Origin of the sequence: Halegenticoccus soli (assembly GCF_002844195.1) — an archaeon.
GTDB classification, from domain to species: domain Archaea; phylum Halobacteriota; class Halobacteria; order Halobacteriales; family Haloferacaceae; genus Halegenticoccus; species Halegenticoccus soli.
This window is the reverse complement of record NZ_PEND01000001.1, coordinates 466,240-488,565: the sequence shown is the minus strand read 5'-3', so window position 1 is coordinate 488,565 and position 22,326 is coordinate 466,240. Positions and strand designations below refer to the sequence as shown.

Here is a 22,326-nt window from a genome sequence, read left to right as displayed (position 1 = left end):
GTTTCACTCCGTGAGTGTCAGACAGCCGAGGGAGGCGAACATCGCTTCTTCGGTCCGCACGACCTCGCTGCCCTGTCGCGGAATCGTATTCAGCCAGAGGTCGAACCCCGGATCGGGTTCGACGCTTCGCCCGTCGCTCTCGTCGACGGGGCTGAACCCCTCGCCGGTCGGGCCGGCGGGGATGTCCTCGACGGCGACGCCGAGGATCTCCGGAAGCCCCCGTTCGGGCGCGCCGAAGGCGACTGTCATGCCGCCCGCGAGGCGCCCGGCCAGGTCCGACAGCCGCGAGACGGACAGCTTCCGTCCGTGCCGCGACGTGGCGATTCGGACGCCGGCGTCCTCACGGCCGAGCGCTTCCGGAAGGTCCACGCGCTCGACGACGAACCCCGGCGGGGCCTCGTCGACGATCCGCGCGCGGACCGGCTCTCGCGAAGAGATCCTGACGGTGACGCGCTCCCCCTCCTCGACCTCCATTCCCGGAGGGGCGATGAGGGAGATCGGGTGTTGCAGTCCGCAATTGACCCGGACGCGGCCTTCAGGTCCGACCTCGGTCACGATTCCCTGTCTTAACGACCCCGAACCGTCGGGTTCGGAGCCGGTCTGCGGCGAGACGAGCAGGGGCGGGAGCACGCCGACGGACCGCAGTTCGTCGCGCTTTCCCCACGCCTCCTGTCGGAGGTAGGGGGGCGTCGCAGCGTACTCCAACACGGTGGCGACGAACTCGCCGCCCCAGCGTTGCCTTCGTTCGCCTTCCCGGTCGGGGAAGACGACCAGTCGATCCGCCCGGAACACCGCCGCCGCGCGGGCGACGTAGCCGAGTTTGCGAGTCGCCTCGCGCTGGTCCTCGGCTTCCCGGGCGAGCGAGGACGGGACACAGACGGTGAGCGTCATGCCCGTCCTTCGGCGTCTCGCCACTAGACTGTGGCGATTGTACCGGATACGCCCCTAAAAGGGTAGCGAATTGGAGACGCGCCTGGCAGACCGTCACACGACGGAATACGGGACATTCTTCCGTTTCAGCGAGTGAGAGCCACCCCCACGCCGCCTCTCGATTCGCACAGATTTCGGAACCCTTAATACTCGAACGCCAGTTAGGGTTGAATGCAGCAGCACGGCGCTGCGAAGCGCGACGCGCGCTGGTAGTGTAGCGGTATCACGTGACCTTGCCATGGTCGCAACCTGGGTTCAAATCCCAGCCAGCGCACTTCTCTGACGCCAGAACCCCGAGCGGTGAGGTTCGTCTCGCCGCGAGGCTGTGGTTCCGTGTATGCGGAGCACTGGGATTTGAATTCTGCCGGTCGCAGCCCGCACAGGCGAACGAAGTGAGCCGAGCAGGACGTGCTCGCTCACGCCTTCGGTGGTGACCCACCTCGACGGCCGAGCGGCTCGCCGGCGTCGAGTTCCCGCTGCCGAACGCCGGACGAGCGTTCCTCTCGTCGCGACGCTCGCCACCACCGTCCGGGCGGTGTTCGAAGCGGTCGAGCGCGCGTACCGTCGGTGAGAATCGACGGTTTCGGCCGAAACGCTCCGCATAACGTGCTGTAAGTCCCTCCTATCGGCGCGCCTCTCAGCGGCGTCCGACGTCTTCGGAGCGGAAAACCGCCGGACGTGACGAAGGTCCCGCGGTCGATCCGCCGCACCTGACACTCGGAACGACTGTCTCCCGAGACCGTACGACCGAGATTCGATAGCCTGCTGATAACTATGTGCACGACCGTCCAATCCGGGGAACATGAGTCTCTTCGAGTTGAGCGGATTCCAGCGGGACCTGCTGTACGTGATCGCCGGGAAGGAAAACCCCTCGGGACAGGACGTGAAGGAGGAACTCGAACGGCACCTCGGCGGCGGAATCAACCACGGTCGGCTGTACCCGAACCTCGACACGCTCGTAAAGCAGGGCTACGTCGAGAAGGGGACGATAGACCGGCGGACGAACTCGTACAGCATCTCCGAAAAGGGTCTCGAAGAGCTCGAAGAACACCGCGAGTGGAAGCGACAGTACTTCCCGATGGAAGAGGCCTCGGAAGCCTGAGTCGATCGGCACCCGTTCGGCCCGAATCGCATCTCCGAACCCGTCGTCCACCGGGCGGCGACGAAACCGCTGTATTCTCGGGAGGCTAACCCACCGCGTACGGATGGATCCGACCGACGAAAACGCCGGACGGACGAAGGACGGCCCCGATCCGACGAGCCGCGAGAATCGGCAGCTCGGCCGGGGGCTATTCGACGAGGACATGGGTCCCGGCTCGGCGATGGCACACCTGTACCGCGGCGAGATCCACCGGATGAAGTTCTGGCGCGAGCGCCTCGACCGGACGACGTACTGGGCGGTGACCGTGATCGCCGCCATCCTCACCTGGGCGTTTTCGAGCCACACGAACCCCCACTACATCGTGCTGATCGCGGTAGCGATCCTCAGCGTGTTCCTGGTCATCGAAGCGCGCCGGTTCCGCGGCTACGACATCTGGCGGTCGCGGGTCCGGCTGCTCCAGAAGAACGTGTTCGCCTACGCGCTCGACCCCTCCCGGAGCGTCTCCGACCCGCAGTGGCGCGCGGAGCTGAGCGAGGACTACCGCTCGCCGAAGATGAAGATCAGCTTCGAGGAGTCTCTCGCCCACCGGCTTCGACGCGTGTACTTTCCGCTGTACGCCCTGCTGCTCGCCGCGTGGCTCATTCGCGTCACCGGGTACGCCGCGAGTCCGTGGCCCTCCAGTGCGGCGATCGGGCCGGTCCCCGGCGTCGTCGTCGTCGGGATCGTTGCCGCCTCCTACGTCGGTCTCGCGGTGATCGCCTACCGACCGCGCCAGTGGCGCGTGGAACGCGAACTCGAAGGCTACGAGATCGACCCGTGGGAGTAGCCGACGGCCGCGCGACCGCTAAGTGACGGCGCGTCGTACCTCCGTCCATGGCAACGATCGTTTTCGAATCGCCGGACGGTGTCGTCGAACGCGAGGTCGAGGACGGCGAGCTCCGCTACAACGACGCCCGGGAGGTGTGGTCCTTCCCGATCGGCGAAACCGACGACGGCGACGCGATAACCCGAAACGTCCCCCGAGAGCGGGTGTACTACACCGACGCGGTGCGCGACAGGACGTCGCCAGCGTCCGACGCGCTGTAGCCGAGGTCGGCGACGGCGGCGAGCGGGCAGACGAGTGGATTTGGATCGGGAATCGGCCGATTGTTTCTTCGCGCGCGAGCCGGGGCGATCAGCGCTCCTCGCGCCCGGCCCCGGAGTCGGTTCCGCCCTCGACCTCGGGATCCAGCCCGAGCGAGATGGTGTTCGCCGTCTCGATTCTGTCCGCGTCGGCGCGCTCCGCGAGCGCCGCGACCGCCGTCTCGGGGACCGTCACCAGCACCGCGTCGAACCCCAGGTCGCGGTCGACGCTGCCCCCGAGATCCGACACCGCCTCCTCGATCGTCTCCGCGCCGGCGGACTCGGAAGCCTCGACGACGAGCGCCACCGACTCGCCGGGCGTCGGGTCGTCTCTGATCCGGCGGACGGGGTGAGAGAGGTACATGCGTTGCGTTCGGCGGACGAAGGACAAAAGACCGGCGTTCGGTCCGCCCCGGCTTCCGAGACGCGGTCCTCGTCGACGTGCGAGACTCAGTCCTCGGTCCAGTAGTAGAGGTCCTCGCGACTCGCGCCGCAGTTCGGACACGCGGCCGGGAACGCCTCGAGGTCGCCCGTCTCGCCGCAGCCGAGGCAGCGCCAGACGAGGTACGCCTCGCCGAATTCGTCCACGAGGCGCTGGTTCGCGACCGAAACGCCGCGCGGGATCGCCCCCGCCGAAGTGCGGTCGCTGGTCGTGGCGGTTCGTCGGGCCGATCGGGTAGTGAGCGTCTGAGGCGTGGCCATTCGCGTCTAGACGCGCGCCGAGAGCATAACGGTCGCTGACGAGAGACTGATCAGTTCCGTCCGGTTCACGGGCCGCGGCCCTCGGCGCGCCCCGCAGACTTAGGCCGCTGGCGGTCGAGAGTCGACGTATGACAGTGATCGCGCTCCTGAGCGTCGCACCGGTCACCGAGGGCAGCATGTCCGGCGAGGTCGCGAAGGCCGTCGCGGCCCTGGACGACTTCGACGTCGGCTACGAGACGAACCCGATGGGGACGGTCATCGAGGCCGACGACGTCGACACGCTCCTGGAGGCGGTCGCGGCCGCGCACAACGCCGTCGACGCCGACCGGGTGAGCACGTTCCTCAAGATCGACGACAAGCGGACGTCGACCGAGAGCGCGCGCGAGAAGGTCGAAGCCGTCGAGCGGGAGCTGGGCCGGGAGGCGAGGAAGGAGCGGTAGCGCCCGCGCCCTTGTGAATGCCGGCACAGCACTGAACTCCCCGGCGGACGAACGCCGACTATGGCGGACAGCCGAACGAACTTCACGGTCGAGGGCGTGGCGTCCGAGGACGACGCGCGGACGATCGAGCGGGAACTGCGGGAACGAAGAGGGGTCCAGTCGGCGACCGTCGACCCGGAAAGCGGCGACGTCGAGGTGCGATACGGCGAGGAGTTGCTCTCGGCGGAGGCGATCAAGTCCACGGTGCGGGACGCCGGGTACGAGGTCGAGTGAGCGGCCGTCGCTTTGAACGGCGTGGCGGCCGAACCGTCGGGCATGCACCGGACGCGACTGCGCGTGAGCGGCATGGAGTCGGAGAACGCGGCGCGGCTCGTCGAAAACGAGCTCCTCGGGATCGAGGGCGTCGACGAGGTGCGGACGGACCGCTCGACCGGCACGGTCGTCGTCGACCACGACGCCGACGAGGCACCGACGGGGGACCTCCACGACGCGGTCCGCAACGCCGGCTACGAGGTGAGCGGGAGCTAGATCCGCGGCGGTGGCGGCGGCCTCGGACGGGACCGCCGCCGCGTCGGGCCCGGTGACGCCGTCACGCCGGAAGTAGTTGTCGTCGCCTCGGGCGCTGTGACCGTCGGGTCAGGCGTAGTGGTCCTCCAGGTACTCGACGATGTCGTCGCTCTCGTACATCGCCTCGCCGCGGCGGTGGTCGACGAGGAACGGGATCTGGTCCGCTCCGCCGAGCGCCGTCAGCTCCCCGTGGGTCTGCTCGTTCAGCACGTCGCCGTCGTGCGTCCGCGGGTTGTGGACGACGTAGGAGACGCCGAGTTCGGTCAGCTTCTCGCGCACCGTCTCCGAGTAGGGACAGCCTTCCGCCTGGTACAGTTCGAGCATCGTCCGGACCCCCGTACGCCGCGCGCGCCGATAGGTTCGGCGGCCGACCGCCGGGGGAGGAGGCGGTGTTCGGACAACGGTTGCGGGCGAACCAGCCACCGCCGCGGGTGGGACTTTCAAGCCCGTCTCGACAGCTCACTCGACCGAATCGGGCTCATGTAACCAGTACTCGGAGGGGGACTGACAAACCCTTTAGGCGGACGCGAACAACCCCCGGCATGGACAGCATCAACCGGATGGCGATCGAACTCGTCGACGAGGCGCTCGACTTCGCCGACGAACTCGGGATCGAGTCCCGCGAACTCGACTCGGGGGCGACGGAGCTCGACTTCGGGATCGACGCCGACGGCGGCATCGAGGCCGGGCTGCTGCTCGCGGAGATTCAGACGGCCGGGCTGGCGACGATTCAGACCCGCATGGACGAGGTGGCGGGCGCGCCGATGCCGCACGTCGAACTCGCGACCGACCACCCCGACGTCGCGCTGCTCTGCTCGCAGAAGGCCGGCTGGGAGCTGGAGTTCGGCGACTTCGACGGCCTCGGCAGCGGCCCCGCCCGCGCGCTCGTCGGCGAGGAGTCGGAGTTCGAGCGCGTCGGCTACTACGACGAGTTCGACCTCACGGTCCTCGCCGTCGAGAGCATCGACCACCCGACCGACGAGGTGGCGGCGCACGTCGCAGAGCTCGCGGGCGTCGAGGAGACGGCGGTGTTCCTGCCGACCTACGCGACCGGAAGCGTCGCCGGCAGCGTCTCGATCGCCGCGCGCGCGGCAGAGCTCGCCGTCTTCCGGCTCTTCGAACTCGGGTACGACCCGCTGGACGTGCGCTCCGTCTCGGGGAGCGCCCCCGTCGCGCCCGTCAGCTACGACGAGGGCGTGGCGATGGGGCGGACGAACGACGCGCTCGCCTACGGCGGGCAGGTGTATCTCCACGTCGCGGAGGAGTTCGACCGCTTCGACGAGGTCCCCTCGACCGCGACCGACGAGTACGGCACGCCGTTCGAGGAGATCTTCGAGAGCGTCGGCTGGGACTTCTACGACCTCCCCGAGTCGGTGTTCGCCCCCGCCCAGGTCACGATCGACGTGGCGAACGGCCCGACGCACGTCCTCGGCGAGACGAACGAGGAGCTGCTGGCCGACTCGTTCGGCCTGCGGTGAGGCTGGATGCGGTTCAAGCTCGTCCCCGAACCCCCCGCCTCGGTCGAGGTCGTCGCGGAAGCGCGGCGCGCGATCCCGCTCGTGCCGGGGTCGGAGGACGACTGCACGGCGCGGTTGCTGCGGCGGCTCGACCTCACGAGCCCCGACGTCGCCCGGACGTGGCTCACGTTCCTCCGGGCGCTCGACCTGGCCGAGCGAACGCCGTCGGGGTTCAGGCGGACCCGGACCGACCCGACGCCGGAGCACCTGCGCGGGGCGTTCCGACGCCGGGTGTTCGGCGCCGACGAGGCGCTCTCGGCGCTCGCCGAGGCGGACGGCCCGCGCTCGGTCGACGAGGTGTACGAGACGTTCCGCGATCGCGTGCCGACGTGGGAGCACTACAAGAACCCCTCCAGCTGGGAGGAGATCTGGCACGACCGGATCGGGCGCGTGCTGGAGTGGTCGGTGCTCCTCGGGCTGGCGGACCGCGCCGACGGCGGGTACGCCGCCGCCGGTGGGTAGAGCGCGGGAAAACGAGCGCGAGCGCGGCGGTAGGGAGGGTTGCACCCCCTGCGTCGCTTCGCTACTCCCGGTACACCTTCGTCACGGTCCCGACGCCCTTGCTCTGGCCCTCGCGGAAGACGAACCGCTGGCCCTCCTCGACGAGGTAGGGGCGGAACTTGAACTCGACGCGGGCGCGTCCGGTGTCGCCGGGGAGGAGCTGTCCGCCCTCGGGGTGGAAGACGGCCGCCTCGCTGACGGTTTCGAGGTGGATGACGGGTTCGTAGCCCGAGCCGATCCGGGTCGGGTGGTTGAGCACCATCACGTCCGCCTCGAACGAGCGGACGGGGCGCAGGTCCGACTCGCGGGGCGCGAGCACCATCCCGCGTTCGATCTCGGGCTCCTTGACGCCCTTCAGGGCGATGCCGACGATGCGGCCGGCCTTGGCCCGGTCGACCCGGTGGTAGTGCATCTCGATGGACCGGACCTCGACCTCGCGGAACCGGCCGTCGGGCATCGGGCCGAGCAGGAGTTCGTCGCCGGCCTCGACGCTCCCGGACATCACCGTCCCGGAGGCGACCGCGCCGACGCCGGTGACGCTGTAGGTGCGGTCGATGTACATCCGGAAGTCGCCGCCGCCGCCGTTCGTCTTCGGCAGCCGCTCGAACAGCTGGTCGAGGGTATCGAGCCCCTCCATCGAGACCGCGCTGGTCCGGAGGATGGGGACGACCGCGTCGCCGATCTCCTCGACCGCCGCGTCGACGCCGTGGCGTTCGATGCGCAGCGGCGTCTTCCGCACGTCGCGCAGCAGGCGCTCGACCTCCCGTTCGACCTCGACGATCCGCTCCTCGGAGACGACGTCGACCTTGGTGATGGCGACGATGGTCGGCAGCTCGGTCGCAAGCAGGATGCCGAGGTGCTCGCGGGTGGTCTTCGTCGGGCCGTCGTCCGCGGCGACCGTGAGCAGGCCGTAGTCGAGCTTCTGACCGACGAGCCCGCGGATGGTCGTCCGCAGCCACGGCTCGTGGCCGACGGTGTCGACGAAGGAGACGAGGCGGTCGGCCTCCTCGACGACCCTGGCGCGGTCCGCCTTGCGGTGCGGGTTCATCGTGTGAACCGGACCGTCGTCGCCGAAGCCGTAGACGGCGTAGGAGAGATCGGCGGAGAGCCCCCGCTCGACCTCGTGGGGCTGTACGTCGAGGAAGCTCCGCGTGCCGCCGTCGCCGTCGTCGGCCCGTCCGGTGACGAGCGAGCCGACGAGCGTGCTCTTGCCGTGGTCGACGTGACCGGCGGTGCCGACGACGATGTGCTCGTCGTCGGTTTCGAGCATCGAACCCTCGCGGACGGTGGCGACGCCGACGAGCCCGCGGTCCGGTCCGTCGCCGACCCCCCAGGTCTCCACGTTCTCGATGTGCGCGCCCGCCTCCTCCGCGAGCAGCGAGAGGACGTCCATCGACTCGGAGAACGCCGACGGCGAGATGCCGGCGATTCCGCCGTCGTCCGTCACGCCGACGACGTAGGTCGCCTCGCCGTTCCCGGACAGCACCCGGTGGCGGAGCTGCGCCGCGAGACTCTCCATGCGTCCGTCCGCGAGGTGAACGCCGCGAGAAAGTCGCTCTTTGAATTCGATCGGCCCGCCCTCCTCTTCGCCGCGCTCTAGGGCCTCCTCCAGGATGGCCCGATCCGCGCTCATGGGCGCGGGTAGGGAGCCGTTTCGTATAACGCTTTTCGTGATGTGTATTCTCATGACACGGGAGGTCTCGGGAGCGGTATTTATCAGGTTCTCCGAGATTCGGGGCGGTCGACGGTGATCGACCCGGCGGGAACGGGACGGAAACCGCGACGAACGCGGGCGGCGGGGACTGATCCCCGAACGCGCCACCGCCCCCGCCGCGTCACTCGACCAGGGTTTCGTACGCCCGGTTGACCCGCTTGAACGCCTCTTCGCTCCCCGATTTCGTGTCGGGGTGGGCCTCCTTCACCTTCGTCCGGTAGGCGCGTTTTATCTCCTGCGGGCTCGCGCCGGGATCGAGACCCAGCGTGCGGTACGCCTCCGCGGGAGTCGGCGTCCGCCTCGACCGCGCGGTTCGCGCCCGGCGGTCGTTCCCCCGAGTCCCGGCGCCGGCCGCGTTCCGGTGAGCGTCCGACCGACGTGCGCGGGTCCGGCGGACGCGGCGGCGCGTGCTGGCTTCCAGTCTGCCGGTGGCCTGATACCACATGAAGTAGGTGGTCGCGCCGAAGGCGGCGGCGACGACGAGCAGGAACGGCTGATAGACGAACGCGAGCACGACGAGTAGGACGGTGAGGCCGGCGAACACCGCCGCGAGTCCGAGCACGAGTCGATCGCGATCCACGCGGACGCCTTGGAGACGCACGGACGTAAGCGTCCCGTCCGGGGGCGGCGGATGCCTGTCCGGGCGCACCGAACGCCCGGACAACCGGCAGTGTTCAGATAGGCGATTGCAGGCCGGACACCCGGCGCGGGGTGGGAGTGAAGGGGGCCGCCGTCTCGACGACGGCCGACGAGGGAAGAACCGCAGACGGAGTCCGAGGACCGCAACGAGTCGCCCAAGTCGAGACGGCGGGGGCGTTCGAGGAGGTCTCTGTCTCGCTGTCGACTCCAACCCTCTGAGCTGAACAGTACCCGGACAAACGGGCCGAGCGCTCAAGTGGGCGGGGGACGAATCGCGGGTATGAGCGTCACCGGCGTCTGTCAGATCTGCGAGGCGGCCGAGGCCACCCACGCCTGCGACCAGTGCGGCACGCTCGTCTGCGAACGCCACTACGACCGCGAGCACGGCGTCTGCGTCCGGTGTGCGGCGTCGCTCGGCGGGGAGGACGACGTCGGCCCCGGAACCGGGATGCGGTGAAGCCGCTGAGCGGCCTCAGTCCTCTCCCTTGGGCGTCGGATCGTCGTGCGTCCTCGGGTCCGGCACGCTGACGTCGGGGTCGTCACCGTCGAGGTCCCGCTGTCGGACGTGCGAGAACTGCCCCTCGCCGTCCATCGAGGTCCCCCGCGTCCACGGCGCCTCGTAGTCGGCCTGTCCGTCCGCGTCCGTCGTCATGAACGCGTAGTTGAACTCCTGATTCTCCTCTCCGTCGGGGAAGCTGTCCGGGATCGGGAACGCCTCGAAGGGGTCGTCGGTCTCGCCGAGGTCCTGGAGCACCCTGAGCCACTGGTTCTGATGCATCGTGTCGCGCGCGATCAGGTACGAGAGCATGTCCCTCATGCCGGGATCGTCGGTCATCTCCCAGAGCCGCGTCGCGAGCAGGCGGCCGGTCGACTCGGCCATCACGTTCGCCGTCATGTCGGCGGCGAGGTTGCCGCTCGCCACGACGTAGTTCCCGTTGAACGGCACGCCGTCGCTGTCGACGGCCATCGCGTGCAGCCCCGACGAGAGAATCTGGCGGGGCTGGACGCCGTTCATCGTCCCCGCGCCGACCGCTTGCGTCATCTCCTCTCTCAGTTCCAGCGGCGCGCCTTCGAGGTTCTTCGCGACCGCCGTCGCGAGCATCTCGATGTGACCGAGCTCCTCGGCGCCCGTGTTCAGGAGCATCCGCCGGTACTTCTCGTGCTCCGGCGGCAGCGACCACGCCTGAAACAGGTACTGCATCGCGACCCGAATCTCCCCCTCGACCCCGCCGATCGCCTGCTGCAGCATCTTCGCGAACACCGGGTCCGGTTCCTCCACCCGCACCTCGTACTGTAGCTTGTTCTCGTGGTAGAACATGGGTTCCGTCAGAAGTTGACGTTAGACGCGCGAATAAATTTAGTCACTTAAATAAGTAGTGAAAATTTCTCGGGGGAGGAGAGTCCGGAGGCGGACACCGCCCCCGGATCGTGAACGTCGGCGGGACGACTTTCCGGAATCCGCCCCGCGTCACTTCGATCCCCCGACCCGCGCGAACGGAGCGATCGGGGACGGCGGCGTCGCGTTCGGCAGACGACGGCGTCCGCGCGCAGGAGCGACGATCACGATTCCTTCCGCGGACGGACCCGCCGCAGTATCTCCTTGAGTTCGCGGACGGAGAGGTCGTAGTCCGCCGCGATGTCTTCGAGCGACTCCTCCGTCGACTGCCGTTCGACCGGGACCTTGGCCGAACAGCTCGGGCACGTCGCCTTCTGGAACGTGCCGCTGTACTCCCAGATGTACCCGCACCGGTGACATTCGAGTCGTCGGGCCACGACGGTCGTAGTTGGCGTTCCGACGCAATGTTTCTTGTTGTCGTTCGCTGATCCGAATTCGACGGCCGAGGGAACGGGGAAAGCGCAGCGACCGAACGTCGCACGGTCCGGTCAGCCGCGAGGGACGCGAGGCGTTGTCCCCTCCGGACGACGGGCGGCGCTGATTCCTCCGCGCCGTCGTTCTCCGACCGAGAGGACGACGCGGAGGCCGCGCTCACCGGAACCGGTTCAGCCGGTCGCGGAGCCGCCGGGCCGCCCGGCCGGCCGCCTTGTCGAAGTTCTCCCCCTCGCCGGCGAAGATGATGCCCCGCGAGGAGTTGACGAGACCGACGCCCGACGCGAGCCCGTACTCGACGGCCGCCTCGGCGTCGCCGCCCTGCGCGCCGACGCCGGGGACGAGAAACGGGAGGTCCGGCACCTGCCCGCGGAGGGTTTCGAGCTCCTCGGGCGCGGTCGCGCCGACGACGAGGCCGACGTTGCCGCGTTCGTTCCACAGGTCGGCGAGCGCGGCCACCCGCTGGTAGACGGGCTCGCCGGAGGCGAGTTCGAGGTCCTGTAAGTCCGCCCCGCCGGGGTTGGAAGTGCGACAGAGGACGAACACGCCCCTGTCGGGGCGGTCGAGAAACGGCTGGAGCGAGTCGCGCCCCATGTACGGGTTCACGGTGACGGCGTCCGCGTGGTCGAGGAGCTTCGCGTACTGCCGGGTCGTGTTGCCGATGTCCGCGCGCTTCGCGTCGAGCAGGACCGGCACGTCCTTGCCGCGGGCGTAGGCGATCGTCTCCCGGAGCGAGCGCCACCCGTCCGGGTCCTCGTAGAACGCGGCGTTGGGCTTGTAGACGGCGGCGTACTCGTGGGTCGCGTCGATGATCCGGCGGTTGAACGCCCAGCGCGGGAGGTCCTTCTCCCGGAGGTGCTCGGGGATGCGCGCCGGGTCGGCGTCGAGGCCGACCGAGAGGACGCTGTCCGCGCGTTCGATGCGCTCTCTGAGGCGATCGAAGAACGTCATTGTCCGGTTCTCGGGCGAGCGGAGGCTAAGTGTTCTCCTTTTCGACCGACCCTCCGGCGGGGTCTCGTCCGTCGTTTTTTCCGCGCCGGTCTCGGTCGTGCCTCCCGGATCGGTCTCAGTCGTCCCCGTCGGAACCGTCCGCGCCGGAGCTGATCGCGTCGGAATCGTCCGCGCCCGAGCCGATCGCATCGGAATCGTCCGCTCCCGCGCCGGTCCGGCGACCGTCCTCGACGCGGCGCTCCAGCTCCGCCACTCTAGCTTCGAATTCGGCGACGCGGACGTCGTCGCCCTCGCCGCGTCCGTCGCGGTCGAAGTACCGCAGGAGGGCGACGACGGCGAGCACGACGGGGCCGAACAGGAGGAGCGTCGCCGCGAGGACGATCAGGAGTTCGGGACCGCCGGGGACGCCGGGAAACTGCGCGAGGGCCATGCGGGAAGGTGAGCCGAGCGCGACAAAACAGTTCCCTCTCGCGCCGACCGGGGCGCGTCGCGGGCCAGCGGTCGCTCCCGCAGCCTCGCTTCCTGAAATCTTTTTTTGTAGCGACGGCGGGGTACAGAACTGTTTTGTTCGGGGGCACGGTAGCCTCTCACATGAGTCAGCCCGCCAACAGCGCGGCGAGCGATCCACCCGAGGCGGCGAGCATCTCGCCGGCCGAGGCGTTCGCGCTGCTCGGCAACGACACGCGAATCGAGATCCTGCAGGCGCTCTTGGACGCCGGCGGCGACGAGCGGCCGGTCCCCTTCTCGGAGCTGTACGAGCTGGTCGACATCGACGACAGCGCCCACTTCAACTACCACCTGAAGAAGCTCACCGACCACTTCGTCCGGCGGACGGACGAGGGCTACGAGTTCCAGTACCCCGGCCGGAAGGTCGTCCGCTCTGTCTTCGCCGGCACGTTCACCGACCGCGCCCGCCTCGACCCGTTCGAGACGGAGGGGTCGTGTTACGACTGCGGCGGCGGCCTGCGGGCGTGGTACGCGGACGAGCACCTCACCATCGAGTGCGGGGAGTGCGGGGCGGTCCACGTCAGCTACTCGTTCCCGCCGGGCGGCCTGGACGATCGCACCCCCGAGGAGCTGCTGCAGGCGTTCCACCACCACGTCCGCCACCACTACTGCCTCGCCGCGGACGGCGTCTGCCCCGAGTGCATGGGGAAGATGGAGACGACGCTCACGACGGAGACCGACTACCCGGGGCTCGACGTGCAGGTCGTTCACGAGTGCACCCGCTGTCGGAACCGGCTCCACTCGTCGGTCGGGCTCAACCTCCTCGACAACGCCGACGTGCTCACCTTCCACGCCGAGCGTGGCGTCGACCTGAGCACCCGGCCGTTCTGGACGTTCGACTGGTGCGTGAGCGACGCCAGCACGACGATCGTCTCCGAGGACCCCATCGAGGTGCGGCTCGACATCCCCTGCGGCGACGACTCGATGTGCATCGTCCTCGACGGCCGCCTGAACGTCGTCGACGCGGACGGCTGCGCGCGGCCGATCGAGACGAACGGTCAGCGCCCGTCGTAGACGATCTCCCCGTCCACGACGGTCATCGCCACGCCGACGTCCGCGATCTCCGTCGGGTGCTCCCACGGCGACCGCTCCAGGGCGACGAAGTCCGCGCGCTTTCCGGGCTCGACGGTCCCGACGCGCCCCTCGTCAAACCCGGCGTACGCCGCCCCGAGCGTGTAGGCGCGGATCGCCTCCGTCACGCCGAGCCGCTGGCTCTCCGCGGGGGCGTTCACGGCGTAGTGGACGCCGAGAAGCGGATCGAGCGGCATGCAGTCGGAGCCGAACGCGAGCGGCGCGCCCGCCTCCAGGAGCGCGGGGTACCGGTTCGTCTCGGTGCGGCGGTCGCCGAGGCGGGCGTCGTAGAGGCCGCCCTCGCCGGCCCACTTGAGGAAGTTCGGCTGGACCGAGGCGACGACGCCCATGTCGCCGAAGCGCCGGATCGCCTCGTCGCTCGCCAGTTCGACGTGCTCGATCCGGTGGCGCGACGTGCCCGGATCCTCGCAGTCGGCGTAGGCGTCGAGCGCGGCGTCGATCGCCTCGTCGCCGATGGCGTGGGCCGCCACCTGGAACCCGGCCGCGTCGGCGCGGGCGACGAGGTCGTTCAGCTCCCCCGGATCGACCACCCACTGGCCGGTCGCGCCGCCATCCTGACCGGTCCCGTCACCGTCGCCGGTGTCCGAGTCCGCGCCGGCGTCCGCGTCCGAACCCACGTCGGCGTACGGCTCCGAGAGCTTCGCCGTCCGGCCGCCGAAACTGCCGTCGGTGAACGTCTTTATCGCCCCCGTTCGGACCATCCCGCTCCCGTGGTTCGTGCGCAGGCCGGCCTCGATCAGCGCGTCGAGGTGGTCAGACCAGTAGTTGAGGCGCACGCGGAGGGTGAGTTCGCCCGCGAGATCGAGTTCCCGGTACACCCGCGGGGCGTGGGACCTGCGGACCATGTCGTGGACGCCCGTCACGCCCCGCTCGTTGGCGGCCCGCTGGGCGGCCCGTATCAGCTCGGCCGTCTCTCCGGGGTCCGGTTCGATGGCCCGGTACACGACCTCGGCGGCCTCCTCGACGACTACGCCCGTCGGCTCGCCGCCCTCGCGGCGCACGTCGCCGGTCGGCATGTCGTCGGCGAGTCGGTCGAGCGCGGCCGAGTTGAGCGAGGCGACGTGCATGTCCTCGCGGAAGGCGACGACAGGGCGGCCCTCGGAGACGGCGTCGAGGTCCTCGCGGCGGAGGTAGCGCCGGTCGTCCCACGCGCTCTCGTCGTAGCCGAAGCCGAGCACCCACTCGTCCTCGCCGACGTTCGCCGCGCGGTCGCGGAGGCGCGCCCGGCACGCCGCCGGCCCGTCCGCCCCGGAGAGGTCGGCGTGAACGAGCGCCCGACCGGTCATGAGCAGGTGCGTGTGCGCGTCGACGAACCCCGGCAGGAGGACGCGGCCGTCGAGGTCGATCACCTCGGTCTCGACCCCGGCGAGGAACTGGAGGTCGTACGCGGAGCCGACGCGGACGATCCGCCCGTCGCGGACGGCGACGGCCTCGCGAACCTCGTCGGCGTCGGGGGCGGCGGTCGTTCGACCGGTGACCCGTGCGCGCGGGCCGGACGTCGCCCCGTCCGGAGCCGCGAGCGTGTGAACCTCCGCGTTCGTCAGGAGGAGGTCGGCGGCGTCTGTCATACGACGGTCGGGGACGTGAGAGGGCAAAACCGTTCGGGAAGCGGGCGGTCGCCCGCGGTGGACCGGCGCGGGCGATCGCGCGGACAGTCAGCGCGGGCGGTCGCTCCCGCCGCGAGAGACCGCCTCGATTCGGTCGCGCCGACGCGCCCGCGCCCGGCTACGGCTCCTCGCCCGCGAACTCCTGTTCGTCGAGCGCCTCGCCGCTCACGTGGTCGAAGTTGTCGTACGTCGCTCCCTCGTCGCTCCGCCCGACGACTTCGACGGTCACGTCGCCGTACCGCCCGACGACCCATCGGAGCCGATCCCCGGGGGCGACCGCGCCCGCCTCCCGGACCGCGGGCGGCACCGCGACCGAGTAGTCCTCGCCGACCGCCGTCTCGCGCTCGATCGGATCGCGCGGCATGTCCGCGAGTCGGCACCGAGCGCACAAACGTGTTGTGAACGGTTGGCACGGTTGAACGTCGAGCCGGTTGTCCGCCGTCCGCCGGACCCCCGGCGACGCACCGAACGTCGGCGGCGCGAACGCGGTGAGAGCCGGTGGCGCGGACGAGCGCCCTCGCGGCCCGCCGCGCCGCGAGCGGTCCGACGGGACGCGGAACCGACAACCCTTAGCGACCGCCGGAACGACCACCCGCCATGACCGACACCGCGGACTCCGAGGCGGCGGACGCGGGCGCGCTCGCCGACCGCGTCCGGGACGGCGACCTCCGGTTCCACGAACTCGAAGCGCACGCGGACGCCGACGCGGCGGCGGCGGCCAGACGCCTGCTCGTCGAGGAGCGGTCGGACGCGACCCTCGACGCCGTCGGCTCGTACGGGTTCGACGCCGCCGCGGCCGAGTCGAGCGTCGAGAACATGATCGGCGCGGCGCAGGTGCCGATGGGCGTCGCCGGCCCGGTCACGATCGACGGCGGCGCGCTCTCGGGCGCGCGCTACCTCCCCCTCGCGACGACCGAAGGGGCCCTCGTCGCCAGCGTCAACCGCGGCTGCTCCGTCGTCGAGCGGGCGGGCGGCGCGACCGCGCGCGTCCTCAAATCGGGGATGACCCGCGCGCCCGTCTTCCGCGTCGCGGACGTCGCCGAGGCCGAGGCGCTCGTCGAGTGGGTCCGCGGGCACGGGGACGAACTCGCCGAGGCGGCCGAGTCGACCACGAGCCACGGGGAACTGCTCGGCGTGACGCCCTACGTCGTCGGCAACTCCGTCTTCCTGCGGTTCCGCTACGACACGAAGGACGCGATGGGGATGAACATGGCCACGATCGCCACGCAGGCGGCCTGCGACCTGATCGAGTCCGAGACGACCGCCTCGCTCGTCGCCCTCTCGGGGAACCTCTGCACCGACAAGAAGCCCGCCGCGATCAACGCGGTCGAGGGGCGGGGGCGGAGCGTCGCGGCCGACGTGACGATCCCGCGCGGGGTCGTCGAGGAGCGCCTGCACACGACGCCGGAGGCGGTCGCCGAGATCAACGTCCGGAAGAACCTCGTCGGCAGCGCGAAGGCCGCGAGCCTCGGCTTCAACGCCCACGTCGCGAACGTCGTCGCCGCGATGTTCCTCGCGACCGGGCAGGACGCCGCGCAGGTCGTCGAGGGGGCGAACGCGATCACGACGGCGGAGGTCGATCCGGACGGCGACCTGTACGTCTCCGTCTCGCTTTCGAGCCTCGAGGTCGGCACCGTCGGCGGCGGGACGAAGCTCCCGACGCAGGCGGAGGGCCTCGACGTGCTCGGCGTCCGCGGCGGCGGCGACCCGCCGGGGTCGAACGCGGACGCGCTCGCCGAGTGCATCGCGGTCGGGGCGCTCGCGGGCGAACTGTCGCTGCTCGCGGCGCTCGGATCGCGGCACCTCTCCAGCGCCCACGAGAATCTGGGGAGATAGCCGCCGTCGGCCCGCCGTCGCCTCGCGCGAGCCGATACCGTCCTCGCGCCGACTCACACCAGCCGATACCGGCCCCGGCTCTCGCTGACCTCGCCGCGGCGCGTCAGCGCCTCCAGCAGCCTCCGGGCGGCGTCCGCCGGGACCCCGCGGTCCGTCGCGTAGGCGACAACCTCCTCCTCCGTCGGCCGGTCGCCCTCGCGAACCGCGTCGACGACGATCTCCTGCCGACTCCGCGACCGACCGGCGGACGCGTCGCCCGCCGCCGCGACCTCGTCGGCGTCGACGCCCGACCGTTCGAGAAGCTCCCGGTCCTCGACGCCGACGTCGTTCAGCCGCGCCTCCATCGTCGCCACGTCGTCGAGGTCCGCGAAGGCCTCGTCGTGGCCGCCCTTCCTGGCGAGCATCGCCGCGCGGGCCTGCCGCGCCGCCTCCCTGTCGTCCGATTCGAAAAAGCGCCTGAGCTTCCGGGTCCGGTGTCGCTTCCCGCAGCGCGAACACTGCGCCGTCTCGCCGGGATCTTCGAGGAGCCAGAGGTTGCCACAGTCGGTGCAGCCGACGACCGCGTACATACCCCGGCTTCGCGGTCGCCGGGTTTGAATCTGCTGTCCCGTCGGTCCCGGCGCGCCGAAAAGGACGACGGACCGCCCGTCGCACGCGGCGAGAACCGCGACAAACCTCTTGGTCCCCACCGCCGCGTATCGACCCGCGTGAGTCCGATCGTCGCGGCCGACACCGTGATCGAGGTGGTTCGAACCGCCCGGGAGCGCGAGATCACCTTCATGGCGGCGAGCTTCGCGCACTACGCGCTCGTCTCGCTCGTGCCGCTGGTCGTCATCGCCCTCGCCGTCGCGACGACCGCCGGCGAGGGTCAGCTCGTCCCGCGGCTGGTGGCGTGGACGGAGCCGTATCTCACCCCGAGCGGTCGCGAGGTGCTCGCGCAGGCGTTGCGGAACTCCGAGGTGCGAACCGGGGCCGGCGTCCTGAGCCTCCTCGTGTTGCTCTGGAGCGGACTGAAGGTGTTCCGCGGGCTCTCGATCGCGTTCGCTGAGGTGTACGACGCGGGGCTGTCGATCCCGCTCTTCGTCCAGCTCCGGAACGGCCTCCTCGTGCTCGGACTCGTCGCGCTCGCCGTCGCGCTGATGGTCGCCACCGGCGTCGCGCTCGCGGTGCTCGATCCCCCGATCGAGAACCCCGCGATCGCGGGGAGCGCCGGCCTCTTTGTCGCGCTCGCCGTCGTCCTGCTGCCCGTGTACTACGTGCTCCCGCCGGTGCCGGTCACGGTTCGCGAGGTCGTCCCCGGAGCCGTCGTCGCCGCCGCGGGGTGGCTCCTCCTCGAAGTCGTCTTCCTGTACTACGTGCAGAACGCCGCGCGGTACCGGGCCTACGGGCTGCTCGGCGCGGTGTTGCTGTTCGTCACCTGGCTGTACTTCGGCGGCCTCGTCATCCTCCTCGGGGCGGTCGTCAACGCCGTACTCGCCGGGGAGGCGGCCGCCGAGCGTCGCGGCGAGTCGCGGTAGTCGCCCGCGGACGCGGCGGGTTCACGATCCCGCCCCGGGAAGGCGGCGATCGAACGACGCCGCTTCGCCGCGCCGCGAACCGCCTCGTTCGCCGCGGTGCGGAGATTTATGCTCCGGGGGAACACGCACCACGCATGGAGTGCGTTCCGACGGATGCGGTCGAAGCGGTCGAAGCGGTGCCCGGCGTCCACCTCTCGCAGTTGGCGGCCGGCGAGGAGATGAGCGTCCAGCACTTCTTCATCGAACCGGGGGCGACCGTGCCGGAGCACAGCCACCCGCACGAGCAGACGGGCTACATCGTCGAGGGGACCCTGACGTTCGTCGTCGACGGGGAGGAGGTCCACGCCGGCCCGGGCGACTCCTACGCGGTCCCGGCCGACGAACCCCACGCCGCCGAAAACCGGGGTGACGTCCCGGTGAAAGGCGTCGACATCTTCAGCCCGCCGCGGACGGATCCCGACTGGGGCGAGTAGTTCCGAACTCGGCCCGAGGCGAGTGACTCGGATCGGTCGTATCCCGCCCCAGCGACCCTATTTTCTGTGATAGAGTCGGAGAAACGAACGGCGTACCTTAATGGTCGATCCAGTGGTATCCCTGCGACGGGGTGTGCCAAGTGCCAACACAAAGCGAACTCGTGGAGATGTTCTCCGACATGGTGACCGCTCGGTACTACGAGGAGCGGTTGCAGGAGGAGTACCTCGAAGGGAAACAACCGGCGTTCGACATCTCCGCCGGACCGATTCCGGGGGAGTTACACCTCGCCGCGGGGCACGAAGCCGCGGCGGCGGGGGTCTGTCAGCACCTCCGGGACGACGACACGGTGACCGCGCCGCACCGGCCGCACCACGTCGCCATCGCGAAGGGCGTCGACCTCGATCGGATGACGGCGGAGATCTTCGGTCGGCGGACGGGCCTCTGTAAGGGCAAGGGCGGACACATGCACCTGTTCGACCCCGACGTGAATTTCGCGTGCAGCGGGATCATCGCACAGGGGTGTCCGCCGGCGGTCGGCGCGGCGATGGCGGCGAAGAAGCGCGGAACCGACGGTGTCGCCGTCGCCTACCTCGGCGAGGGCGCGATCGACCAGGGCGGCTTTCTGGAATCGCTCAACCTCGCGAGCGTCCACGACCTGCCCGTCGTGTTCGTCGTCGAGGACAACGACTGGGCGATCAGCATGCCGAAGGAGCGCGTCACGGACGTGAAAAACGGCGCCCAGCGCGCCGACGGCTTCGACATGCCCGGCGTCCGCGTCGACTACAACGACGCCGTCGCCGTGTACGAGGCCGCCGCGGAGGCGGTCGGGCGCGCCCGTGCCGGCAACGGACCGACGCTCCTGGAGGTGCAGGTCCACCGCCACATGGGCCACTTCATGGGCGACGCCGAGGCGTACCGCCCCGACGACGAGGTCGAGCGGCTGAAGCGCCTCGACCCGATCGACCGACTGGCCGACCGCCTCAGGGCCGAGGGGGTCGACGAGGAGCGACTCGGGGAACTCCGCGCGGCGGCCGAACGGCGCGTCGAGGACGCCATCGCCTTCGCGAAGGAGCAGCCCGAACCCGATCCCGAGGAGGCGTACGACGACGTGTTCGCCGACCCGCCGGAGCCGGCGGCGAAGCCGGGGACCGCGGCCGCGGACGGGGGAGGTGACGAGTGATGGCGACGACGGAGCCCGAACCCGTCGCGGAGCGGGACCTGACGATGAGCCGGGCGATGGTCGAGGCCGTCGCGACCGAGATGCGCGAGAACGACGAGGTGTTCGTGATGGGCGAGGACGTCGCCGACTACGGCGGCATCTTCGACAGCACGCAGGGCCTGCTGGATGAGTTCGGCCGCGATCGGGTGATGGACGTGCCGATCAGCGAGACGGCGTTCATCGGGGCGGCCGTCGGCTCCGCGCAGGCGGGGATGCGGCCGATTGCGGAGCTGATGTTCGTCGACTTCTTCGGCGTCTGCATGGATCAGATCTACAACCAGATGGCGAAGAACGCGTACATGAGCGGCGGGGCGGTGAACGTCCCGATGGTGCTCACGACCGCCGTCGGCGGCACCTACAGCGACGCCGGCCAGCACTCGCAGACGCTGTACGGCACGTTCGCGCACCTCCCCGGGATGAAGGTCGTCGTTCCGAGCACCGCCTACGACGCCAAGGGGCTCATGCACAGCGCGATCCGCGACGACGACCCCGTCGTGTACATGTTCCACAAGCGACTGATGGGGCTCGGGTGGATGCCCGCCCCGCCCGGACCGAAGACGCCCGTTCCGGAGGAGGCGTACGAGATCCCCTTCGGCGAGGCCGACGTGAAGCGCGAGGGCGACGACGCGACCGTCGTCACGCTCGGCCTGCACGTCCACCGCGCGCTGGAGGCCGCGGCGGAACTCGCCGACGACGGCGTCGAGGCGGAGGTGATCGACCTCCGAACCCTGGTTCCGCTCGACACGGAGACGGTGGTCGAGTCGGTCCGCAAGACCGGTCGGCTCGTCGTCGTCGACGAGGACTACCGGTCGTTCGGCGTGACCGGGGAGATCGTCGCCCGCGCCGCCGAGGGGGCGCTATCCGATCTGGAGGCGGTCGAGCGGCTCGCGATCCCGGACGTGCCGATCCCCTACGCGCGGCCGCTGGAGGAGGAGGTCAATCCCGCGACGGAGGACATCGCCGCGGCGGTCCGCCGGACGCAGGGATGAGCGAGGAGCCCGGCCTCGTCGCGGTCGACTCGGCGGCCGTCTGGCCCGACGACGCGGCGGACGTCGACGAGGGCGTCGTGGCGAACTGGTTCGTCCGCGAGGGCGCGCGGGTCGCCGACGGGCAGACCGTCTGCGAGATCCAGATCGAGAAGGTGAGCGTCGACGTGCCCGCGCCCGCCCCGGGCGAACTCGTCGAACGGCTCGTCCCCGAGAACGGGACGTTCCGCCGGGGGGACCCGCTGGCGCGGGTCAGACCGGACTGACGGATCCCCCGTCGCCCGGCGCGCGGGTCCGCGGCCGACCGAGCGGCAGGGGTGCCGGGGCGGTCACTCCACCCGGAAGCCCATGTCTTCGAGCACGCCCGGAACCCGGTTGCGGTGGTCGCCCTGGAGTTCGACGGCGTCCCCCTCGACCGTGCCGCCGGTCGCGAGCTTCCGCTTCAGCTCGGAGGCCACCTCGTCGATGTCGATGACGCTGGTCTCGAATCCCTCGACGATGGTCACGGGCTTCCCGTACCGGCGGCGCTCGACGCGCACCGAGAGGCGCTGTTCGGCGCGGTCGAGGTCGGCCATGGGGTCGAAGTCGTCGAAGTCGTCGAACGGATCGCCGTTTGTCACGACGTACCGTAGGGGACGGACGGCAAAGAATGTGATGCGGGCGCGCCGCCGCGGACCGTCGCGCTCGCGCCCCTGGCCGTGGACGGACAGCCGCGCCTCATTCGTTGCGGGCGGCCGGGCACCCTCCGCCGCCTCCGCCGCCGTTCGAGTCGCCGACGGGATCGACACCGAGGCCGAGTCGGATCCCCTGCGCGAGGACGTAGAGGAGAACGCCCGCCGCCGCGACGACGGTCGCGCCGGCCGTGATGAGCGTCCCGAGCCACCAGATGAGGCTGCCGGGCTCGCTGTAACCGACGTTCTTGACGCCGAACTCGCTGAACAGGACGACGGCGGCCCACGCGAGCACGAGTGCCCCGACGGGTCGCAACGATCTGATCAACTGACGGCCGGATAGGGGGACCATAGACCGGAATCTCTCGGGACGAACGAAAGGTATTTCGGAAAACAGGTTCGTC

At 70.2% G+C, this 22,326-nt stretch carries 31 protein-coding genes and 1 tRNA gene; 17 read left to right on the top strand and 15 right to left on the bottom strand.

From position 1 onward, the window contains the following. Positions 1-3: 3 nt before the first annotated feature. Positions 4-891: a putative RNA uridine N3 methyltransferase gene (locus CNO20_RS02480; RefSeq protein WP_101294434.1), complete on the bottom strand. Its 888-nt coding sequence runs from the start codon at positions 889-891 to the stop codon at positions 4-6. 242 nt (positions 892-1,133) lie between these two features. Between CNO20_RS02480 and CNO20_RS02475 the strand changes: the two genes are divergently transcribed. The 4 genes from CNO20_RS02475 (at position 1,134) to CNO20_RS02460 (ending at position 3,118) form a co-directional block, all read left to right on the top strand. After that, a tRNA-Gly gene (locus tag CNO20_RS02475) sits at positions 1,134-1,204 on the top strand. A 528-nt stretch (positions 1,205-1,732) separates the two neighbouring features. Further along, positions 1,733-2,032: a PadR family transcriptional regulator gene (locus tag CNO20_RS02470; RefSeq protein WP_101294433.1), complete on the top strand. Its 300-nt coding sequence runs from the start codon at positions 1,733-1,735 to the stop codon at positions 2,030-2,032. A gap of 103 nt (positions 2,033-2,135) precedes the next feature. Continuing rightward, the gene (locus CNO20_RS02465) at positions 2,136-2,858 is read left to right on the top strand and encodes a DUF2270 domain-containing protein (RefSeq protein ID WP_101294432.1); all 723 of its coding nucleotides are present in this window, start codon (positions 2,136-2,138) and stop codon (positions 2,856-2,858) included. Between the two features lie 47 nt (positions 2,859-2,905). Next, positions 2,906-3,118: a hypothetical protein gene (locus CNO20_RS02460; RefSeq protein ID WP_101294431.1), complete on the top strand. Its 213-nt coding sequence runs from the start codon at positions 2,906-2,908 to the stop codon at positions 3,116-3,118. Positions 3,119-3,206: 88 nt separating this feature from the next. Here the strand turns inward: CNO20_RS02460 and CNO20_RS02455 are convergent, their stop codons facing one another. Further along, positions 3,207-3,518, bottom strand: a complete 312-nt coding sequence (locus CNO20_RS02455) for a hypothetical protein (RefSeq protein WP_101294430.1) — start codon at positions 3,516-3,518, stop codon at positions 3,207-3,209. An 86-nt stretch (positions 3,519-3,604) separates the two neighbouring features. After that, the gene (locus CNO20_RS02450) at positions 3,605-3,856 is read right to left on the bottom strand and encodes a DUF7130 family rubredoxin-like protein (RefSeq protein ID WP_101294429.1); all 252 of its coding nucleotides are present in this window, start codon (positions 3,854-3,856) and stop codon (positions 3,605-3,607) included. A 128-nt stretch (positions 3,857-3,984) separates the two neighbouring features. Here CNO20_RS02450 and CNO20_RS02445 point away from each other — a divergent pair, with 128 nt between their 5' ends. Genes CNO20_RS02445 through CNO20_RS02435 form a run of 3 tightly spaced genes read left to right on the top strand, consistent with a single transcriptional unit; the run spans position 3,985 to position 4,824 of the window. Continuing rightward, entirely contained in the window at positions 3,985-4,296 is a 312-nt protein-coding gene (locus CNO20_RS02445; protein ID WP_101294428.1) for an MTH1187 family thiamine-binding protein, read from the top strand. A gap of 60 nt (positions 4,297-4,356) precedes the next feature. Next, positions 4,357-4,569 (top strand): heavy-metal-associated domain-containing protein, encoded by a 213-nt coding sequence (locus CNO20_RS02440; protein WP_101294427.1) that lies wholly within the window; start codon positions 4,357-4,359, stop codon positions 4,567-4,569. A 42-nt stretch (positions 4,570-4,611) separates the two neighbouring features. Next, positions 4,612-4,824 (top strand): heavy-metal-associated domain-containing protein, encoded by a 213-nt coding sequence (locus tag CNO20_RS02435; RefSeq protein WP_101294426.1) that lies wholly within the window; start codon positions 4,612-4,614, stop codon positions 4,822-4,824. A 108-nt stretch (positions 4,825-4,932) separates the two neighbouring features. On the opposite strand, the gene CNO20_RS02430 is transcribed toward CNO20_RS02435, so the two are convergent. Further along, on the bottom strand, positions 4,933-5,187 hold the full coding sequence (locus CNO20_RS02430; RefSeq protein WP_101294425.1) for a glutathione S-transferase N-terminal domain-containing protein: 255 nt from the start codon (positions 5,185-5,187) through the stop codon (positions 4,933-4,935). Positions 5,188-5,405: 218 nt separating this feature from the next. Here CNO20_RS02430 and mch point away from each other — a divergent pair, with 218 nt between their 5' ends. Then, the gene (mch, locus tag CNO20_RS02425; protein ID WP_101294424.1) at positions 5,406-6,341 is read left to right on the top strand and encodes a methenyltetrahydromethanopterin cyclohydrolase; all 936 of its coding nucleotides are present in this window, start codon (positions 5,406-5,408) and stop codon (positions 6,339-6,341) included. A gap of 6 nt (positions 6,342-6,347) precedes the next feature. Beyond that, a complete protein-coding gene (locus CNO20_RS02420; protein ID WP_101294423.1) occupies positions 6,348-6,842 on the top strand; it encodes a double winged helix-containing putative transcriptional regulator in 495 nt (164 codons plus the stop codon). A 61-nt stretch (positions 6,843-6,903) separates the two neighbouring features. Here CNO20_RS02420 and CNO20_RS02415 read toward each other — a convergent pair whose 3' ends face one another. Together CNO20_RS02415 and CNO20_RS02410 are read right to left on the bottom strand one after the other, a co-directional pair. Further along, positions 6,904-8,514, bottom strand: coding sequence for a GTPBP1 family GTP-binding protein (locus CNO20_RS02415; protein ID WP_101294422.1), 1,611 nt, complete (start codon positions 8,512-8,514; stop codon positions 6,904-6,906). 202 nt (positions 8,515-8,716) lie between these two features. Continuing rightward, positions 8,717-9,175 (bottom strand): J domain-containing protein, encoded by a 459-nt coding sequence (locus tag CNO20_RS02410; RefSeq protein ID WP_101294421.1) that lies wholly within the window; start codon positions 9,173-9,175, stop codon positions 8,717-8,719. Positions 9,176-9,514: 339 nt separating this feature from the next. Between CNO20_RS02410 and CNO20_RS23170 the strand changes: the two genes are divergently transcribed. Continuing rightward, positions 9,515-9,691, top strand: coding sequence for a hypothetical protein (locus CNO20_RS23170; RefSeq protein WP_199174700.1), 177 nt, complete (start codon positions 9,515-9,517; stop codon positions 9,689-9,691). A gap of 15 nt (positions 9,692-9,706) precedes the next feature. On the opposite strand, the gene CNO20_RS02405 is transcribed toward CNO20_RS23170, so the two are convergent. The 4 genes from CNO20_RS02405 to CNO20_RS23165 form a co-directional block, all read right to left on the bottom strand. Continuing rightward, positions 9,707-10,552 (bottom strand): manganese catalase family protein, encoded by an 846-nt coding sequence (locus tag CNO20_RS02405; protein ID WP_101294420.1) that lies wholly within the window; start codon positions 10,550-10,552, stop codon positions 9,707-9,709. Positions 10,553-10,794: 242 nt separating this feature from the next. Continuing rightward, complete coding sequence (locus CNO20_RS02400) at positions 10,795-11,007, bottom strand: hypothetical protein (protein ID WP_101294419.1); 213 nt, start codon at positions 11,005-11,007, stop codon at positions 10,795-10,797. A 214-nt stretch (positions 11,008-11,221) separates the two neighbouring features. Then, entirely contained in the window at positions 11,222-12,013 is a 792-nt protein-coding gene (gene pyrF, locus CNO20_RS02395) for an orotidine-5'-phosphate decarboxylase (protein ID WP_101294418.1), read from the bottom strand. A gap of 115 nt (positions 12,014-12,128) precedes the next feature. Next, complete coding sequence (locus CNO20_RS23165; protein ID WP_199174699.1) at positions 12,129-12,443, bottom strand: preprotein translocase subunit TatA; 315 nt, start codon at positions 12,441-12,443, stop codon at positions 12,129-12,131. 161 nt (positions 12,444-12,604) lie between these two features. Between CNO20_RS23165 and CNO20_RS02385 the strand changes: the two genes are divergently transcribed. Then, on the top strand, positions 12,605-13,534 hold the full coding sequence (locus CNO20_RS02385) for a winged helix-turn-helix domain-containing protein (RefSeq protein ID WP_101294417.1): 930 nt from the start codon (positions 12,605-12,607) through the stop codon (positions 13,532-13,534). Here the strand turns inward: CNO20_RS02385 and CNO20_RS02380 are convergent. Then, complete coding sequence (locus tag CNO20_RS02380) at positions 13,519-15,180, bottom strand: amidohydrolase (protein WP_101294416.1); 1,662 nt, start codon at positions 15,178-15,180, stop codon at positions 13,519-13,521. The genes CNO20_RS02385 and CNO20_RS02380 overlap by 16 nt on opposite strands. A 157-nt stretch (positions 15,181-15,337) precedes the next feature. Further along, on the bottom strand, positions 15,338-15,583 hold the full coding sequence (locus CNO20_RS02375; RefSeq protein WP_101294415.1) for an AbrB family transcriptional regulator: 246 nt from the start codon (positions 15,581-15,583) through the stop codon (positions 15,338-15,340). Between the two features lie 233 nt (positions 15,584-15,816). On the opposite strand from CNO20_RS02375, the gene hmgA reads away from it, so the two are divergent. Then, a complete protein-coding gene (hmgA, locus tag CNO20_RS02370; protein WP_101294414.1) occupies positions 15,817-17,055 on the top strand; it encodes a hydroxymethylglutaryl-CoA reductase (NADPH) in 1,239 nt (412 codons plus the stop codon). A 53-nt stretch (positions 17,056-17,108) separates the two neighbouring features. Here the strand turns inward: hmgA and CNO20_RS02365 are convergent, their stop codons facing one another. Then, a complete protein-coding gene (locus CNO20_RS02365) occupies positions 17,109-17,624 on the bottom strand; it encodes a DUF5817 domain-containing protein (RefSeq protein WP_101294413.1) in 516 nt (171 codons plus the stop codon). Between the two features lie 138 nt (positions 17,625-17,762). On the opposite strand from CNO20_RS02365, the gene CNO20_RS02360 reads away from it, so the two are divergent. The 5 genes from CNO20_RS02360 to CNO20_RS02340 all read left to right on the top strand — a co-directional run bounded on the left by CNO20_RS02360 (position 17,763) and on the right by CNO20_RS02340 (position 21,517). Continuing rightward, the gene (locus CNO20_RS02360; RefSeq protein ID WP_233203870.1) at positions 17,763-18,572 is read left to right on the top strand and encodes a YihY/virulence factor BrkB family protein; all 810 of its coding nucleotides are present in this window, start codon (positions 17,763-17,765) and stop codon (positions 18,570-18,572) included. A 134-nt stretch (positions 18,573-18,706) separates the two neighbouring features. After that, entirely contained in the window at positions 18,707-19,045 is a 339-nt protein-coding gene (locus tag CNO20_RS02355) for a cupin domain-containing protein (protein ID WP_101294412.1), read from the top strand. Positions 19,046-19,212: 167 nt separating this feature from the next. Continuing rightward, positions 19,213-20,226: a thiamine pyrophosphate-dependent dehydrogenase E1 component subunit alpha gene (locus tag CNO20_RS02350; protein WP_101294411.1), complete on the top strand. Its 1,014-nt coding sequence runs from the start codon at positions 19,213-19,215 to the stop codon at positions 20,224-20,226. Continuing rightward, positions 20,226-21,254 carry an alpha-ketoacid dehydrogenase subunit beta gene (locus CNO20_RS02345; RefSeq protein ID WP_101294410.1) on the top strand — a complete coding sequence of 343 codons (1,029 nt, stop codon included), beginning with the start codon at positions 20,226-20,228 and terminating at the stop codon, positions 21,252-21,254. The genes CNO20_RS02350 and CNO20_RS02345 overlap by 1 nt, the downstream gene beginning before the upstream one ends. Next, on the top strand, positions 21,251-21,517 hold the full coding sequence (locus tag CNO20_RS02340; RefSeq protein WP_101294409.1) for a lipoyl domain-containing protein: 267 nt from the start codon (positions 21,251-21,253) through the stop codon (positions 21,515-21,517). The genes CNO20_RS02345 and CNO20_RS02340 overlap by 4 nt, the downstream gene beginning before the upstream one ends. A 63-nt stretch (positions 21,518-21,580) precedes the next feature. Here the strand turns inward: CNO20_RS02340 and yciH are convergent, their stop codons facing one another. Continuing rightward, positions 21,581-21,871, bottom strand: coding sequence for a stress response translation initiation inhibitor YciH (gene yciH / locus CNO20_RS02335; protein ID WP_101294408.1), 291 nt, complete (start codon positions 21,869-21,871; stop codon positions 21,581-21,583). Positions 21,872-21,968: 97 nt separating this feature from the next. Continuing rightward, the gene (locus CNO20_RS02330) at positions 21,969-22,274 is read right to left on the bottom strand and encodes a hypothetical protein (RefSeq protein ID WP_143423136.1); all 306 of its coding nucleotides are present in this window, start codon (positions 22,272-22,274) and stop codon (positions 21,969-21,971) included. Between the last annotated feature and the right edge of the window lie 52 nt (positions 22,275-22,326).